The organism is Enterobacter sp. BNK-29, assembly GCF_048684785.1.
Lineage (GTDB): Bacteria > Pseudomonadota > Gammaproteobacteria > Enterobacterales > Enterobacteriaceae > Enterobacter > Enterobacter cloacae_M.
On the sequence record NZ_JBLQTU010000001.1, the window covers coordinates 2,415,380 to 2,430,233 of the forward strand.

At 60.7% G+C, this 14,854-nt stretch carries 18 protein-coding genes; 2 read left to right on the plus strand and 16 right to left on the minus strand.

Going from position 1 to position 14,854, the window contains the following annotated elements; genetic code table 11:
- Positions 1–94 precede the first annotated feature (94 nt).
- Complete coding sequence (locus ACMGGX_RS11530; RefSeq protein ID WP_420298379.1) at positions 95–2,377, plus strand: ATP-binding protein; 2,283 nt, start codon at positions 95–97, stop codon at positions 2,375–2,377.
- Between the two features lie 69 nt (positions 2,378–2,446).
- Complete coding sequence (yjdP, locus tag ACMGGX_RS11535) at positions 2,447–2,770, plus strand: DDRRRQL repeat protein YjdP (RefSeq protein ID WP_033144428.1); 324 nt, start codon at positions 2,447–2,449, stop codon at positions 2,768–2,770.
- Between the two features lie 52 nt (positions 2,771–2,822).
- On the opposite strand, the gene phnP is transcribed toward yjdP, so the two are convergent.
- The 16 genes from phnP to ACMGGX_RS11615 form a co-directional block, all read right to left on the minus strand.
- Positions 2,823–3,581, minus strand: a complete 759-nt coding sequence (phnP, locus tag ACMGGX_RS11540; RefSeq protein WP_420298380.1) for a phosphonate metabolism protein PhnP — start codon at positions 3,579–3,581, stop codon at positions 2,823–2,825.
- 9 nt (positions 3,582–3,590) lie between these two features.
- Entirely contained in the window at positions 3,591–4,025 is a 435-nt protein-coding gene (gene phnO / locus ACMGGX_RS11545) for an aminoalkylphosphonate N-acetyltransferase (protein ID WP_126797479.1), read from the minus strand.
- Positions 4,018–4,569: a ribose 1,5-bisphosphokinase gene (gene phnN, locus ACMGGX_RS11550; protein WP_181595140.1), complete on the minus strand. Its 552-nt coding sequence runs from the start codon at positions 4,567–4,569 to the stop codon at positions 4,018–4,020. The genes phnO and phnN overlap by 8 nt, the downstream gene beginning before the upstream one ends.
- Positions 4,566–5,702 carry an alpha-D-ribose 1-methylphosphonate 5-triphosphate diphosphatase gene (gene phnM, locus ACMGGX_RS11555; protein ID WP_420298381.1) on the minus strand — a complete coding sequence of 379 codons (1,137 nt, stop codon included), beginning with the start codon at positions 5,700–5,702 and terminating at the stop codon, positions 4,566–4,568. Before phnM ends, phnN begins: the two co-directional genes overlap by 4 nt.
- Positions 5,699–6,379 (minus strand): phosphonate C-P lyase system protein PhnL, encoded by a 681-nt coding sequence (phnL, locus tag ACMGGX_RS11560; protein WP_420298382.1) that lies wholly within the window; start codon positions 6,377–6,379, stop codon positions 5,699–5,701. The genes phnM and phnL overlap by 4 nt, the downstream gene beginning before the upstream one ends.
- A 9-nt stretch (positions 6,380–6,388) precedes the next feature.
- The gene (gene phnK, locus ACMGGX_RS11565) at positions 6,389–7,144 is read right to left on the minus strand and encodes a phosphonate C-P lyase system protein PhnK (protein WP_420298383.1); all 756 of its coding nucleotides are present in this window, start codon (positions 7,142–7,144) and stop codon (positions 6,389–6,391) included.
- Positions 7,141–7,986: an alpha-D-ribose 1-methylphosphonate 5-phosphate C-P-lyase PhnJ gene (gene phnJ, locus ACMGGX_RS11570; protein ID WP_023310087.1), complete on the minus strand. Its 846-nt coding sequence runs from the start codon at positions 7,984–7,986 to the stop codon at positions 7,141–7,143. The genes phnK and phnJ overlap by 4 nt, the downstream gene beginning before the upstream one ends.
- Complete coding sequence (locus tag ACMGGX_RS11575) at positions 7,979–9,043, minus strand: carbon-phosphorus lyase complex subunit PhnI (protein ID WP_420298384.1); 1,065 nt, start codon at positions 9,041–9,043, stop codon at positions 7,979–7,981. The genes phnJ and ACMGGX_RS11575 overlap by 8 nt, the downstream gene beginning before the upstream one ends.
- A complete protein-coding gene (gene phnH / locus ACMGGX_RS11580; RefSeq protein ID WP_047653070.1) occupies positions 9,043–9,627 on the minus strand; it encodes a phosphonate C-P lyase system protein PhnH in 585 nt (194 codons plus the stop codon). The genes ACMGGX_RS11575 and phnH overlap by 1 nt, the downstream gene beginning before the upstream one ends.
- On the minus strand, positions 9,624–10,076 hold the full coding sequence (phnG, locus tag ACMGGX_RS11585) for a phosphonate C-P lyase system protein PhnG (protein WP_348562275.1): 453 nt from the start codon (positions 10,074–10,076) through the stop codon (positions 9,624–9,626). The genes phnH and phnG overlap by 4 nt, the downstream gene beginning before the upstream one ends.
- On the minus strand, positions 10,077–10,802 hold the full coding sequence (phnF, locus tag ACMGGX_RS11590; protein WP_023310091.1) for a phosphonate metabolism transcriptional regulator PhnF: 726 nt from the start codon (positions 10,800–10,802) through the stop codon (positions 10,077–10,079).
- Between the two features lie 20 nt (positions 10,803–10,822).
- Positions 10,823–11,602: a phosphonate ABC transporter, permease protein PhnE gene (gene phnE, locus ACMGGX_RS11595; RefSeq protein ID WP_023310092.1), complete on the minus strand. Its 780-nt coding sequence runs from the start codon at positions 11,600–11,602 to the stop codon at positions 10,823–10,825.
- Positions 11,603–11,719: 117 nt separating this feature from the next.
- Positions 11,720–12,736 (minus strand): phosphonate ABC transporter substrate-binding protein, encoded by a 1,017-nt coding sequence (gene phnD, locus ACMGGX_RS11600; protein ID WP_420298385.1) that lies wholly within the window; start codon positions 12,734–12,736, stop codon positions 11,720–11,722.
- A gap of 24 nt (positions 12,737–12,760) precedes the next feature.
- Positions 12,761–13,549, minus strand: a complete 789-nt coding sequence (gene phnC, locus ACMGGX_RS11605) for a phosphonate ABC transporter ATP-binding protein (RefSeq protein WP_023334215.1) — start codon at positions 13,547–13,549, stop codon at positions 12,761–12,763.
- Positions 13,550–13,722: 173 nt separating this feature from the next.
- Entirely contained in the window at positions 13,723–14,166 is a 444-nt protein-coding gene (gene yjdN, locus ACMGGX_RS11610) for a VOC family metalloprotein YjdN (protein ID WP_045355279.1), read from the minus strand.
- Between the two features lie 80 nt (positions 14,167–14,246).
- The gene (locus ACMGGX_RS11615; protein WP_023310096.1) at positions 14,247–14,582 is read right to left on the minus strand and encodes a zinc ribbon domain-containing protein YjdM; all 336 of its coding nucleotides are present in this window, start codon (positions 14,580–14,582) and stop codon (positions 14,247–14,249) included.
- Positions 14,583–14,854: the final 272 nt, after the last annotated feature.

Here is a 14,854-nt window from a genome sequence, read left to right on the forward strand (position 1 = left end):
CTCTCCCTGAAAGGGAGAGGGAGCAAATCATTCCCTCGCCCCTTTGGGGAGAGGGTTAGGGTGAGGGCACCAAACCGCACAGGAGCCCAAGCCCATGCCATCACGCCGCCCGCCCTTTTTCGCCAGCGCCCGAGGCCGCCTGCTGATTTTTAATCTGCTGGTGGTCGCCGTGACGCTGATGGTGAGCGGCGTGGCGGTGCTCGGCTTTCGTCACGCCAGTCAAATTCAGGAGCAGGTTCAGCAGCAAACGCTGGACGATATGACCGGCAGCATGAACCTGGCCCGCGATACCGCCAACGTGGCGACGGCGGCGGTGCGGCTTTCACAGGTCGTCGGGGCGCTGGAGTACAAAGGCGAAGCCGAGCGCCTGAAGCAGACGCAAATGGCGCTGCGCCGCTCGCTGGAACAGCTTGCGGATGCGCCGCTGGCGCAGCAGGAGCCGGCGCTGGTGGCGCGCATTATTCAACGAAGCAATGAGCTACAGCAGAGCGTGACGGAGATGCTTGAGCGCGGACAGCGCCGCCATCTGGAGCGTAACGCGCTGCTGAGCTCGCTGTATCAAAGCCAGAGCTACCTGCGTCATCTGCAGGACATCAACCGCCGTTACGACAGCAACGTGCCGGATGCGCAGCAGCTGATGGAGATGGACCGGCTGATTGCCGCCGCCATCGACACCCCTTCGCCGCGTGCGACCGTTCAGCAGCTGGACGCCGTGGCCGCAGCGCTGCCACGGAGTGCCGTACAGCCGGTCGTGAAAGGGGTTCTGCCTGATTTTAATGCCGAGTTAGGCAAGCTCGCCCCGCTGTCGAAGCAGCTGGAAGAGAGCGACCTGGCGATAAGCTGGTATATGTTCCACATTAAGGCGCTGGTGGCGATCCTCAACAGCGACATTAATCAGTACGTCGGACAGGTGGCGCAGGCCTCCCGGCTTCGCACGTCCCAGAGCCATCACGAGCTGCAGTCCATCAGCGTGTTTATCAGCTTCTTCGCCGTGCTGGCGCTGATCATCACCGGGTGCGCCTGCTGGTATATCTACCGCAATCTGGCCTCTAACCTGACGGCGATTTCCCGGGCGATGTCACGCCTTGCTCACGGCGAACAGGACGTGTCCGTTCCCGCCCTCCAGCGGCGCGATGAGCTGGGCGAGCTGGCGCGCGCGTTTAACGTGTTTGCCCGCAATACCGCCTCGCTTGAGCACACCACGCGCCTGCTGAAAGAGAAAACCACGCAGATGGAGATCGACCGCGTTGAACGTCAGGGGCTGGAAGAGGCGCTGCTGCACAGCCAGAAGATGAAGGCGGTCGGACAGCTGACCGGCGGGCTGGCGCATGATTTTAACAACCTGCTGGCGGTGATCATCGGCAGCCTTGAGCTCACCGACCCCGAATCGAAAGACGCGCCGCGCATTACCCGGGCGCTGAAGGCGGCCGAGCGTGGTGCCTTACTGACGCAGCGCCTGCTGGCATTTTCCCGCAAGCAGTCCCTGACGCCGCATGCGGTAGAGATGCTGCCGTTGCTGGAGAACCTCCGGGAACTGATGCGCCACTCCCTGCCTGCCACACTGACCCTGGAGATTGAAGCGCAAACCCCGGCATGGCCCGCGTGGATTGACGTTAGCCAGCTGGAAAACGCCATCATCAACCTGGTGATGAACGCGCGCGATGCGATGGAAGGGCAAAGCGGGGTGATTAAAATCCGGACCTGGAATCAGCGCGTCACCCGCAGCGACGGGCGCAGGCAGGATATGGTGGCGCTGGAGGTGATTGACCGCGGCAGCGGCATGTCGCAGGAGGTGAAATCCCGGGTCTTTGAACCGTTCTTCACCACCAAGCAGACCGGAAGCGGAAGCGGGTTAGGTCTGTCGATGGTCTACGGCTTTGTCCGCCAGTCCGGCGGGCGCGTGGAGATTGAAAGCGCGCCGGGGCAGGGAACGACCGTTCGGCTTCACCTCCCGCGCTCGGTGCAGCCTGCCGCGGCGGATGATGAAGCGCTGTCAGCCACCGCCTCCGTCGATAGCGAGCGGCTGGTCCTGGTGCTGGAAGATGAGGCGGATGTTCGGCAAACCCTGTGCGAGCAGCTGCATCAGCTCGGCTACCTGACGCTGGAAGCGGACAACGGCGAGCAGGCGCTGAATATGCTGGAGGCTTCACCGGATATTGGCATGTTTATCAGCGACCTGATGCTGCCCGGCAGCCTGAGCGGCGCCGAGGTGATTAACCATGTGCGCAGCCATTACCCGGAGCTTCCGGTGCTGCTGATCAGCGGCCAGGATTTACGGCCCGCGCATAACCCTCAGCTGCCGGACGTCCAGCTACTGCGCAAGCCGTTTACGCTGGTGCAGCTGGCGCAGGCACTGCGCAAGGTCATGGTAATTTGAGATTCCTCCGCTACCTCAGTGCTCCGCCGTTCATTATCGTAAGGCCAGTTCACCTGCGAGTCTGGCTTTATGAAACGTTACTCAACTGCTCTGTTATTCGGTCTGCTGTCACTCACCAGCCAACTGGCTCATGCCGATATTGTTGATGATGCTATTGGCAACATTCAGCAGGCGATCAACGATGCCTATAACCCCAGCAGCAGCCGCAGCAATGACGACGACGATCGTTATGACCGCAGTCGTCAAATCGACAGTCGACAATACGACGATCGTCGTCGGCAGCTTGAAGACAGACGCCGCCGTTTAGATGAACGTCAGCGTCAGCTGGATGACGATCGCCGTCGGTTAGAAGAGGATGAGCGTAGGTTAGAAGACGATTACGATCGAGGCTAAGTGCCGCCTGTTGCCCTCACCCCAACCCTCTCCCACGGGAGAGGGAGAAAACCTAACCCAGCACCAGCACCATCCCGTCATAGCCCGCTTCTATGCCCTGCGGCAGCGGGTTATCCATCATCCACGCGTCAAACTGATGGCTGATGTGCGTCAGGATCACCTGCGGGCAGCCAATCGCTTCGTTTAACGCAATCACGGTATTTAAGTCGCAATGGTTTCGCGGCGTTTCCTCGCGCGGTTCATGGCTGCAGTCGATAATTATTGCCTGCGGCTGGTTGTTGAGCAGGAACTTCACCGTTTTTTCCGGCAATCCGGCGGTATCGGAAAGCCAGGCCACGCGGCTGTGGGCCGACTCCAGCAAATACCCGAAGGTCAGTTTTGAATGGTTGAGCGGCAGCGGCGTGACCCGCAGACCCTGAAGCTCAAACATCACAAACGGTTCCACCGTGTGGCTGAAATCCAGAATGCCGGGGTGTTTAAACAGGTCGTCGCATCCGGCGTCGTCCGGCGGACCGTAAACCGGAATCGTCGCCCCCACGCCCCAGCGCAGGGGGAACAGCCCCTGAACGTGATCCATATGGTAATGGGTGAGCAAAAACTGCTGGAAGCTGCCCGCCGGCCAGTCGTCCATCAGGTGCGGAATGCCCGCGTCCAGCATCGTCACCGCATCGTTGAATTTGACTACTGCGCTGCAGGGACGGCGGCGATAGTTGTCCTGCAGGCGCGCCCGGCGACACGCCGCGCAGTCGCAGCCAAAGACCGGCACCAGCTGGGCGCCACCCGTTCCCGTCAACGTGATGGTCAGACTCATAGCGCACCTCTACAGCGGTTTGGTGAATCGGAAATGGCTCTGCGTGTATCCTTCACGAACGTAAAAACGGTGTGCGTCGGTGCGCTTCACGCTGGTGGAAAGTTCGGTCAACTCCGCGCCGGCCTGTCGCGCCACCTCTTCCGCCCAGGCCAGCAGCTGACTTCCGACCTTTAACCCGCGCGCCTGCGGCATCACCACCAGCTCCTGGATCTCGCCGATCCAGCGCGCGTGATGGAGGTGAAACTGCATGTGCAGACCGATCATGCCGATGACCTGCCCGTCCAATTCGGCAAGCTGATAGCGCATGTTGCGATCCTGCAGATTGGCAAGAAACCCGGCGTGGAACGCCTGATGGTCGAACTCTGCCTGCTTCAGTTCGCAGATCAGGGCATAGACAATCTGCGCATCGTCGGCGGTGGCGGGGCGAAGCTGGCAGTCAGGCATGCTGTTTCTCCTTCTGACGGATAAGCGATAAAAAGGTATCGACTGACTGTAGCAAACTTCCGTCGTTATTGAGGATGTGGCAGTCCGACGGGGCATAGCGGGCCGCGCGCTCAAGCCGCAGATCGATCTCACGGGCTGATTCACGCCCCCGACTCTGCAACCGGCTGCGCAGGACGTCCGGCGAAACCTGCAGACAGACCGGCAGCAGGGCCGCCTCATAGCGGGCGCGCGCTTGTGGCAGATGCGCGCGCGAGCCGTTAACCAGCACGTCAAAACCCGCATGCAGCCAGAGGTCGATCTCAATGCCGACACCGTAATAAAAGCCGTTGGCGTGCCAGCTCAGCGCCAGCAGGTTTTGCCCGGCGCGGATGAAAAACTCCTGCTCGCTCAGGGAGATATGGTTTTCACTCCCGGCATTGGCCGCGCGGGTAATATAGCGGTGCGCGACCAGCAGCTGCGGATGTTCCCGCTGCCGTAAGGCGGACAGCAGGCTGTCTTTACCGGAGCCGGAGGGCCCCATTAACCAGATGAGCCTTCCCATCAGAACACCCTTTTTCCCTGACGCCAGACGTGGTCGATGTGAACGTGCTCGCCCTTGCGGTGGGCGAGTACCAGATCCGCGCGTTTACCCTCGGCGATTTCCCCGCGATCCTGAAGATTAAGCGCCGAGGCCGGGTTTTTCGTCACCAGGCGAATCGCCTGCGGCAGCGTAAAGCTGTTGCTCTCGTCGTCGGCAACCCGGAACGCCGCATCCAGCAGGCTGGCGGGGTAGTAGTCGGATGAGAGCATATCCAGCAGACCAAGGGAGGCAAGCTTGCTTGCCGCAACGTTGCCGGAGTGCGATCCGCCGCGCACGATGTTCGGCGCGCCCATAAGCACGTTTATGCCGTGCCTGCGTGAGGCTTCAGCCGCTTCAAACGTGGTGGGAAATTCGGCGATCACGCTGCCAAGCTGGTGGGATTCGCGCACGTGATCGTGCGTGGCATCGTCATGGCTGGCCAGCGCGATATTGCGGTCCCGACACATCGCGGCAATCCTGAGACGGTTTGGCTGCGACCACTGGGCCGCAAGCGCCAGCTGCTCTTCCTCGTAGCGCGCCATCTCCGCATCGCTGAGAGAATATTTGCCCTGATAGTATTCGCGATACTTTTCAATGTTGGCGAACTGGCGCTGCCCCGGCGAGTGGTCCATCAGGGAGACCAGCGAGACCGGCTCGCGCCCGACCAGCTTTTCAAACAGCGGCAGGGTGGTGTGGTGCGGCAGCTCGCAGCGCAGGTGCAGACGGTGCTCGGCGCGGTTGAGGCCGCGTTTTTGCGTCTCCTCCACGGCGTTGATCATCTTCTCGAGATTCTCCAGGCGATCGCCGCCGTCGCGCACGTCACCAATCGCCACCGCGTCCAGCACGGTGGTGATGCCGCTGGCGACCATCAGCGCGTCGTGGCTGCTCATCGCCGAATGGGCGGGCCAGTCCACCTTCGGGCGCGGGGTGAAGAATTTGTCCAGATTATCGGTATGCAGCTCAATCAGCCCCGGCAGCAGCCAGCCGCCTTCGCCGTCCATCGCTTCAGGGGCACGGCTCTGGGTTTCGGCAAAGGCGCGAATAACGCCTTCATGGACTTCAACCGAGCCATCAACGACTTCATTTTCCAGCACCAGTCTGACGTTATTGATAATCATGCGTTTGTCCCCATCGGGTGCAATCTGTCCGCCACGCGGCTGCGTACGGTTTCGTCGTGGAAGATCCCGACGATCGCCGCCCCGCGAGCTTTGGCCTGTTCGATCAGCTCCACCACGGCGGCGCTGTTTTTATCGTCGAGCGAGGCGGTAGGTTCATCCAGAAGTAAAATCGGGTAGTCGACAATAAACCCGCGGGCGATATTGACGCGCTGCTGCTCGCCGCCGGAAAAGGTCGACGGAGCGAGGTGCCACAGGCGCTCCGGCACGTTGAGGCGCGTCAGCAGGCTGGCGGCTTTGGCGGCGCAGGCTTCGCGCGGCACGCCGAGATCCAGCAGCGGCTGCATCACCACGTCCAGGGCGGAGATCCGCGGGATCACCCGCAGAAACTGGCTCACCCAGCCGATCGTCGTGCGGCGCACTTCCAGCACTTTACGCGCGGGGGCCTGCACCAGATCGACCCACTCACCGTTGTGGCGAATGCGGATGTGGCCTTCATCCGGCAGATAGTTGGCGTACAGGGAGCGCAGCAGGGTGGATTTTCCGCTGCCGGAATGGCCGTGCAGCACCACGCATTCACCGCGGCTGACCTCTAACGAGGCGTTTTGCAGCACCGGCAGGCGCACGCCGTTTTGCTGGTGGAGCACAAAGGTCTTACTTACGTTTTCTACGCGGATCATGTTGGCCTCTTAATTCTGCAATACGGACGACACCAGCAGCTGGGTGTACGGATGGTGCGGATCGTCGAGCACCCGGTCGGTGAGCCCACTTTCCACCACCCGGCCCTGCTTCATCACCAGCAGACGGTCCGCCAGCAGGCGCGCAACGCCCAGATCGTGGGTGACAATCACCACCGCAAGGTTCAGCTCCACCACCAGGCCGCGCAGCAGGTCGAGCAGGCGCGCCTGCACGGAGACGTCCAGCCCGCCGGTGGGTTCATCCATAAACACCAGCTTCGGATGGGTGACCAGGTTGCGCGCAATCTGCAGGCGCTGCTGCATCCCGCCGGAGAAGGTTGTCGGCAGGTCGTCGATGCGCGAGGCGGGGATTTCCACATCGATCAGCCAGTGCTGGGCGGTGGCGCGGATGTTGCCGTAGTGGCGCTCGCCGGTGGCCATCAGGCGTTCACCGATGTTGCCCCCGGCGGAGACCTGACGGCGCAGGCCGTCCATCGGGTGCTGATGCACCACGCCCCACTCGGTGCGCAGCAGGCGGCGGCGCTCGGCCTCGTTCATGCCGTACAGCGAAGCGCCCTCATACAAAATGTCGCCTTTCTGCGGCGTCAGGCGTGCGGAGATGGACTTCAGCAGGGTGGTTTTGCCGGAGCCGGACTCGCCGACGATCCCCAGCACTTCGCCCGGCCACAGCTCGAACGACACGTCGCTAAAGCCTTTGCCCGGCGCATACAGGTGAGTCAGGTTATTAACCGAAAGCAGCGGTTTCATTGGCCATTCGCCTCGCTCTGTTGGCGGCAGTAATCGGTGTCGGAGCAGACAAACATCCGTTTGCCCGTATCGTCCAGCACCACTTCGTCCAGATAGCTGTGTTTGGATCCGCAGATGGCGCACGGCTCGTCCCACTCCTGCACCGTAAACGGGTGATCGTCGAAATCCAGGCTTTCGACACGCGTGTAAGGCGGGACGGCGTAGATGCGTTTTTCGCGCCCGGCGCCGAAAAGCTGCAGGGCGGGCATCATGTCCATCTTCGGGTTATCGAATTTTGGGATTGGCGACGGGTCCATCACGTAGCGCCCGTTCACCTTCACCGGGTAGGCGTAGGTGGTGGCGATATGGCCGAAGCGGGCGATATCCTCATACAGCTTCACCTGCATGACGCCGTACTCTTCCAGCGCGTGCATGGTGCGGGTTTCCGTTTCGCGCGGCTCGATAAAGCGCAGCGGCTCCGGGATCGGCACCTGGAAAATCAAAATCTGATCTTCAGTGAGCGGGGTTTCCGGGATGCGGTGTCGGGTCTGGATCAGCGTGGCGTCTTCGGTTTTTTCGGTGGTATTGACGCCGGTGACGCGCTGGAAGAAGCTGCGGATCGACACGGCGTTGGTAGTGTCGTCGGCGCCCTGATCGATGACCTTCAGCACGTCAGCCTCGCCGATTACGCTGGCGGTGATCTGAATACCGCCCGTGCCCCAGCCGTAGGGCATCGGCATTTCGCGGCCGCCGAACGGCACCTGATAGCCCGGAATGGCCACCGCTTTGAGGATGGCGCGGCGGATCATGCGTTTGGTTTGCTCATCCAGATAGGCAAAGTTGTAGCCGCTTAAGTTAGCCATTTTTGCGCTCCCGTTGCAGGCGTTTCAGCAGTTCCAGTTCGGCCTGGAAATCGACGTAGTGCGGCAGCTTGAGGTGCGAGACAAAACCGGCGGCCTCAACGTTATCCGCGTGGGCCAGCACGAACTCTTCGTCCTGCGCCGGGCCTGCAACGTGCTCGCCGTAGTCCGGTGCCTGCAGGGCGCGGTCGACCAGCGCCATGGCCATGGCCTTGCGCTCACCCATGCCGAATACCAGCCCGTAGCCGCGGGTAAAGTGCGGGTCTTCGTTTTCCGGGGCGACGAAACCGTTGACCATTTCACACTCGGTCATCAGCAGTTCGCCGACGTTCACCGCAAAACCCAGCTCTTCCGGCACGATCTCGACGTCGATGTAGCCGCTGCGAATTTCGGCCGCAAACGGGTGGTTGCGCCCGTAGCCGCGCTGGGTGGAGTAGGCCAGCGCCAGCAGATAGCCTTCGTCGCCGCGCATCAGCTGCTGCAGGCGGGACGAGCGCGAGCACGGGTAAACCGGCGGCGTGCGGGTGATGTCATCCGGCTGCGCGCCAGAATCTTCTTCCGCCTTCGCCAGGCCCTGTTTTGCCAGCAGGCTGAAGACGTGCGGAGACGGTTCTTGTTCAGCGTCGGAGGTGCTGAGCGTCGGCGCTTCGCCGTTCGCCAGCAGGGTAAAATCCAGCAGGCGGTGGGTGTAGTCGTACGTGGGGCCAAGCAGCTGGCCGCCGGGGATGTCTTTATAAACGGCAGAAATGCGGCGTTCGAGGCGCATCTCCGCCGTGTTAACCGGCTCGCTTACCGCCAGTCTGGCAAGCGTGGTGCGGTAGGCGCGCAGCAGGAAGATGGCTTCCACGCTGTCGCCGCTGGCCTGCTTCAGGGCCAGCGCCGCCAGCTCGCGATCGGCGATGCCGCCTTCGGTCATCACGCGGTCGACGGCGAGGTTTAGCTGCTGTTCAATCTGGGCGACGCTCAGCTCGGGAAGCCGTTCATCGCCCCGTCGTCTGTGCGCCTGTAGCGCATGGGCGGCGGCGATCGCCTTCTCGCCCCCTTTGACGGCAACGTACATCAGCACACCTCCACGTGGGTGGTCCGCGGGATTGCCAGCAGGCGCTCGCCGCAGGTCAGGATTAGGTCAATGCCCAGCGGGAACGGGTGCGGGCGCTCGGTCAGTTCGTGAATGATGCACTCCGGCAGCTGGGGCGCGACCATGCGCTCGTCGGCGATGCCTGCCCCCGTGAGGCGCAGCATGCGGCCGCCGCTCAGGCTGGAGACCTGCAAAATCAGGGTGGCGCTGGTCTCCGGGGCGACGGCGCTGCCTTCGCTCAGGGCGTTGAGCTGTTCATGGCTGATTTGCTCGTCAGCCACGGCAAAAACCGCCTGCTGGGGCTGATCGACCAGCGGAGCGCTGGTGTGAAAACGCAGGTTCTGGCTGGCGATATCGTTCGACAGCGCGCCCGAAAGCCACACCGGGGTGTCGTTGTCGGCAAGCGTCAGCAGCACGCTGGTGGTCGCCAGATTCAGCGGCAGCCAGCCCTGGGAGAGCTGGTGCAGCGAGACGATCGCGCCCGGCTCGCTCATCGCCTTCAGCAGGCGACGAAAACTGTGTTGGGCATCCTGGACGGCCAGGGTAAAAGCAGGTTGAAGCGTCATGCGTTGTCTCCGCGAACGAGCGTAAAGAAGTCGACCCGGCTGGTATTCACTTCGGCCTGACGTGCGGCAATGCGCGCGGCGCGGTCGGCTTCCAGCGGGGTAATAAGGGTTTCCATTAACGTCTGGAAATAGGGTTGTTCCTGTAAAAGCGCGTCGATCACTGCGCAGCGCTCGGCGTGCGCCTTATCGCGCCCCAGCACGTAGCTATAGCCCAGCGTGCCGCTGTTCAGGCGGATTGCCGCGCGGGTGAGGGTGGCGTCTCCGGCGAAAAAGCGCTCGCCGGTGCCGCCCATGCGCGCCTGGATCTGAACAAGGCCGATCTCCGGGGCGCGAAGGGTGTCGTAGTCTGGCGTCAGGCTGAGCGCGTTTATGCGGGCAGCCAGCGCGGCAGGCTGGCTGTGGGCCAGCACGCGCATCCAGCGCTGTCGGGTTGCGGTGTCGAAGTGCATTCAGTGCTCCATGGTGAATTCGATCATGTCGGCGCGGGTCAGGCTGACGGAGTATTCCGTCGCGTTGATCTCGCCGTCACGGTGGTTGAGGGTGCGTACGCAGAGCAGCGGGGCCATATTGGGGATTTCGAGCACCTTGCTCTCTTTCGCCTGCGCGCGACGGGCGCTGATGCGCGTCTGGGTGCGCTTGAGCGCAATACCTGTCGCATCCTGAAGAAAGTCATGCAGCGAGCCGCTGGAGAAATGCTGGAGCACGGGCCAGAGGGCGAGGTCCGCGAAGTAGTGGTCTATCTGGCATACCGCCACGCCGTTAACGCGACGCAGGGTACGCAGGTGAATGACGTCGTCGCCTTCCTGAATACCCAGCGCGTCCGCCACGTGGCTGGAGGCCGGACGCAATACCGAGAGCAGCTTTTCGCTGGTCGGGTGGCTGCCCTGATCCAGCAGGTTCTGGCTAAAGCGCGCCTGGGCGTTCAGCGGGTAGTCGAACGGGCGCATCAACACCAGCACGCCCACGCCCTGACGGCGCTGGACCCAGCCGCGCTCGACCAGCTGGTCAATGGCGCGACGCAGGGTGTGGCGGTTCACCTCATAGCGGTCGGCAAGCTGCTGCTCGGCGGGCAGGTAGTCCCCGCAGCGGTAGTGCGTGCGCAGCTCGACTTCGAGCTTTGCCGCAATCTCCTGCCAGCGGGTTGGGTAACTGGTCGGATGTCTGGATAAGTGCATAGAAAACAAAGCCTCGCTTCTCAGATGAAGTGCTTACGCAAACGTTGAGAGAGGAAATCCAGCAGGCTGACGGTGACGATGATGAGCACCATCAGGGCGCAGGTTTGCTGGAACTGAAAACCGCGAATCGCTTCCCACAGGGTGACGCCAATCCCGCCTGCGCCCACCATGCCGACCACGGTGGCGGAGCGGACGTTGGACTCAAAGCGGTACAGGGAGTAGGAAATCAGGAGCGGCATAACCTGCGGCAGGACGCCGTAAAGGATCTCTTCGATTTTGTTGGCGCCCGTTGCGCGGATGCCTTCCACCGGGCCGGGCTCAATGGCTTCGACCGCTTCTGAAAGCAGCTTGGAGAGCACGCCGGTGGTGTGGATGAACAGTGCCATCACGCCGGCAAACGGGCCCAGGCCAACGGCGACCACGAACAGCATCGCAAAGACCATTTCATTGATAGCGCGACAGGCGTCCATCAGGCGACGCATCGGCTGGTATATCCACCACGGCACGATGTTTTCGGCGCTCATCAGGCCAAAGGGAATGGAGAGAACGACGGCAAGGGCGGTGCCCCAGACGGCGATTTGCAGGGTGACCGCCATTTCGCTGAGGTAATCCTGCCACTGGCTGAAGTCCGGCGGAAAGAAGTCGGCGGCGAAGGTCGCCATGTTGCCCGCGTCCTTGAAGAGCAGCAGCGGATCCATTTCCGCGCCCTTCCAGGAGATAACCAGCACCGCCAGCAGGATGGCCCAGCTTATGAGCGAGAACCAGCTGCGCTTCGGCGGCGGGAGGGTGATGGTTTGCATGTTGGCTCCTTTGGGCTTAGTCCCCTCTCCCTTGAGGGAGAGGGTTAGGGTGAGGGGGAAATGTGCGCGCTGATGCCCTCACCCCGGCCCTCTCCCACGGGGAGAGGGAGAAAGGCACTACTGCACTGCTTTATTCACGCTGGTCATTGCACCGAGCGCGGCGGTCAGGCGGTCGAGATCGTCCAGCTGGGCCTGAATTTCAGAGACTTTGCTGGTCTTCTCTTCGTCCTTCAGCCCTTTGTTGTCCTTCACGCCCTGCATCTCTTTAAACAGCGCCAGCTGGCGAATCGGGACCAGCTGCAGGTCGCTTGACGGGCGGAACGGTGCCCAGCCCAGGCGCGCCAGAACCGCTTTCTCTTCCGGCGTTTTGCCATAGGTCATAAAGAAGTCGTACACCTTGTCCTTGGTGCTTTCGGACAGGTTTTTACGCCACACGATCGGGTCGCCCGGGATCAGCGGCGATTTCCAGATGACTTTGATTTCCTTCAGCTTGTCCGGCGCGGAAGTTTTCAGCTTGTCGAGGTTCTCGGTGTTGTTGGTAGCAACATCCACCTGCTTGTTGGCCACGGCCAGAGCGTTGGTTTCGTGGCTGGCGTTCACCGTGCGCTTGAAGTCGCTGGCGGAGGCGTTGTTTTTGGCGAAGACGTAGTAGCCGGGGACAAGGTAGCCGGAGGTCGAGTTCGGGTCGCCGTTGCCGAAGGTCAGCTCTTTGCGCTTGGCGAGCATGTCGTTGAGGTTGTTGATCGGGCTGTCTTTATTCACGATCAGCACGCTCCAGTAGCCCGGGGAGCCATCTGCCGCGACGGTCTGGGCAAACACCTGGCCGTTCGCGCGATCCACCGCTTCCATGGCGGAGAGGTTGCCGTACCAGGCGATGTCCACTTTATTAAAGCGCATCCCCTGGATGATCCCCGCGTAGTCCGGGGCGAAGAAGGCGTTCACTTTGATCCCCAGCTTAGTTTCCATATCTTTCAGGAACGGTTCCCACTGAGGCTTCAGGTTCTGCTGTGATTCCGTCGAAATAATGCCGAAGTTCAGCGCTTTTTCCTGCTCTTGTGCATACGCCGGGCTTAACAGGGTGCTGAGGCTGAACATGCTGGTAAAGGCCAGCGCGGCAACGGCTTTGTAGCTCATGTACTTTCCTCGGATCGGGTTTAATTAAGCAGCCTGCGCGTTCTCTTCGACGCGGTTAATGCTGCGGTAGAGATGGTCAAAACGTTCGTTATCAAACTGATGGCTCGCGCCATCAAAGAACACATGTCCCTGACGCAGGGCGACAATGCGTTCGCAGTAGCGCAGGGCGTAATCCACCTGATGCAGCGTGACCACCACGGTGATGCCGTCGTTCTGGTTAATGTCGCGCAGAGTTTCCATCACGATGCGGGCGGACTCCGGGTCCAGCGAGGCAATGGGTTCGTCTGCGAGAATGATTTGCGCTTTTTGCATCAGGGCGCGGGCAATGGCGACGCGCTGCTGTTGTCCACCGGACAGGGTGGAGACGCGCTGATGGGCGAAATGCGCCATGCCGACGCGGGTCAGCGCCTGTAAGGCTTCCTGCTTCTGGGAAGGGGAGAACCAGCGCAGACAGGTGCGCCAGAACGGGGTGCTGCCGAGCGCGCCAATCAGCACGTTCTCCAGCACCGTCAGGCGGTTCACCAGGTTGAACTGCTGGAAGATGTAGCCCGTCTGGGCGCGGCTCTTGCGGATATCGCTGGCGAGACGCCCCGCGCGCTGCACGGTATTGCCCAGCAGCTCGACGTGGCTTTCCGGCGTTTTATCGCAGGTGATAAGACCGCTTAAATGACGCAAAAGGGTGGATTTACCGGAACCGGATGGCCCCAGCAGCGCCACCATTTCGCCCTGCTGGACGGTCAGATCAACGGCATGCAGAGCCTTATTATGATTGAAGGTCTTGCTCAGTTTCTCGACGCGGATGACGGTTTGCATGTGCTGGGCCTCACGATAAATGTGGCCTCATGCTGGCGCATCAATGTGACATTTGGGTTAAGTCTGGGTTGCGGGAGTTTGAAGAGTTGAGGGGAATTCGATGACAATCACCGTAGGCCCGGTCAGCGCAGCGCCACCGGGCGCTGTTGCCGGCTGCGCTGCGCTTATCCGGCCTAAGGCGTTTGTTGCTGCTTAACGACGTTAATCATCCACGGCACGCCGTATTTATCGGTGACTTTACCGAAACCGTGTGCCCAGAAGGTTTCCTGCCAGGCCATTTCGATATTCCCGCCCGCGGCGAGGTTGTCGAACCAGCGCTTGCCTTCATTAACGTCCTGAGTGTCGAGTACCAGCGTGAAGCCCGCGTACTGCGCGTTGCTGCCCGGCGGCATCCCGTCGCTCATCATGATATCGCTGCCCGCAATGCGGACATTGGAGTGAGCGATAGCCGAATCCGGAAATTGCATACCGGACGGACAGCCTTCTTCGCTGTTATCGCTTTTTGGCATTTCGCCGAAGGTGATTTTATAGAGAAGCTCTGCGCCGACGGCTTGCTGGTAGAAAGAAGTGGCTTCTGCACAGTTGCCGGCGAACGAGATGTAGGGACTTAACGGCATAATCTTTACCTCACGTAAGAAAAGCTCGTTAAGTGTAGTTCCCGAAAACCCGGTAAGCGAAGCGCCACCGGGCGGGTAAATCAGTTCTTTTTCACGAACTCTGATTTCAGCTTCATCGGACCGAAGCCGTCAATTTTGCAGTCGATATTATGATCGCCTTCAACCAGACGGATATTCTTCACTTTGGTGCCGATCTTCAGCATGGAAGAACTGCCTTTCACTTTCAGATCTTTAATCACGGTTACGCTGTCGCCGTCCGCCAGCAGATTGCCGTTCGCATCTTTTACGACAAGTGCATCAGCATCGTGTGATGGTTCGGCATCATTCCATTCGTGAGCGCATTCCGGGCAGATGAACATGCCATTATCTTCATAGGTGTATTCAGAATTGCATTTTGGGCAGTGTGGGAGTGACATATCGGTATCCTCAAAAAAGTGTAAACGCGCTGGAAAGTGCCAGCTAAATGACGGCAGCGTGCCGAAAAAGGCGGCAAGTATAGCGCAAATCCACACGTTTGTCGGTGACATTGTGAATTAAAAAAATGCAAAAAGCGTATCGGGAGTGACACTTCCTGTCAGTCAGTTAAGCGATGCTTACCTCATTAACACGGTGGGAAGAAATGACGCTAAATATATCGAATATTTTATTGCAGCAAATTGCTACGCTCCTTCATTTCGGATAAGGTGAA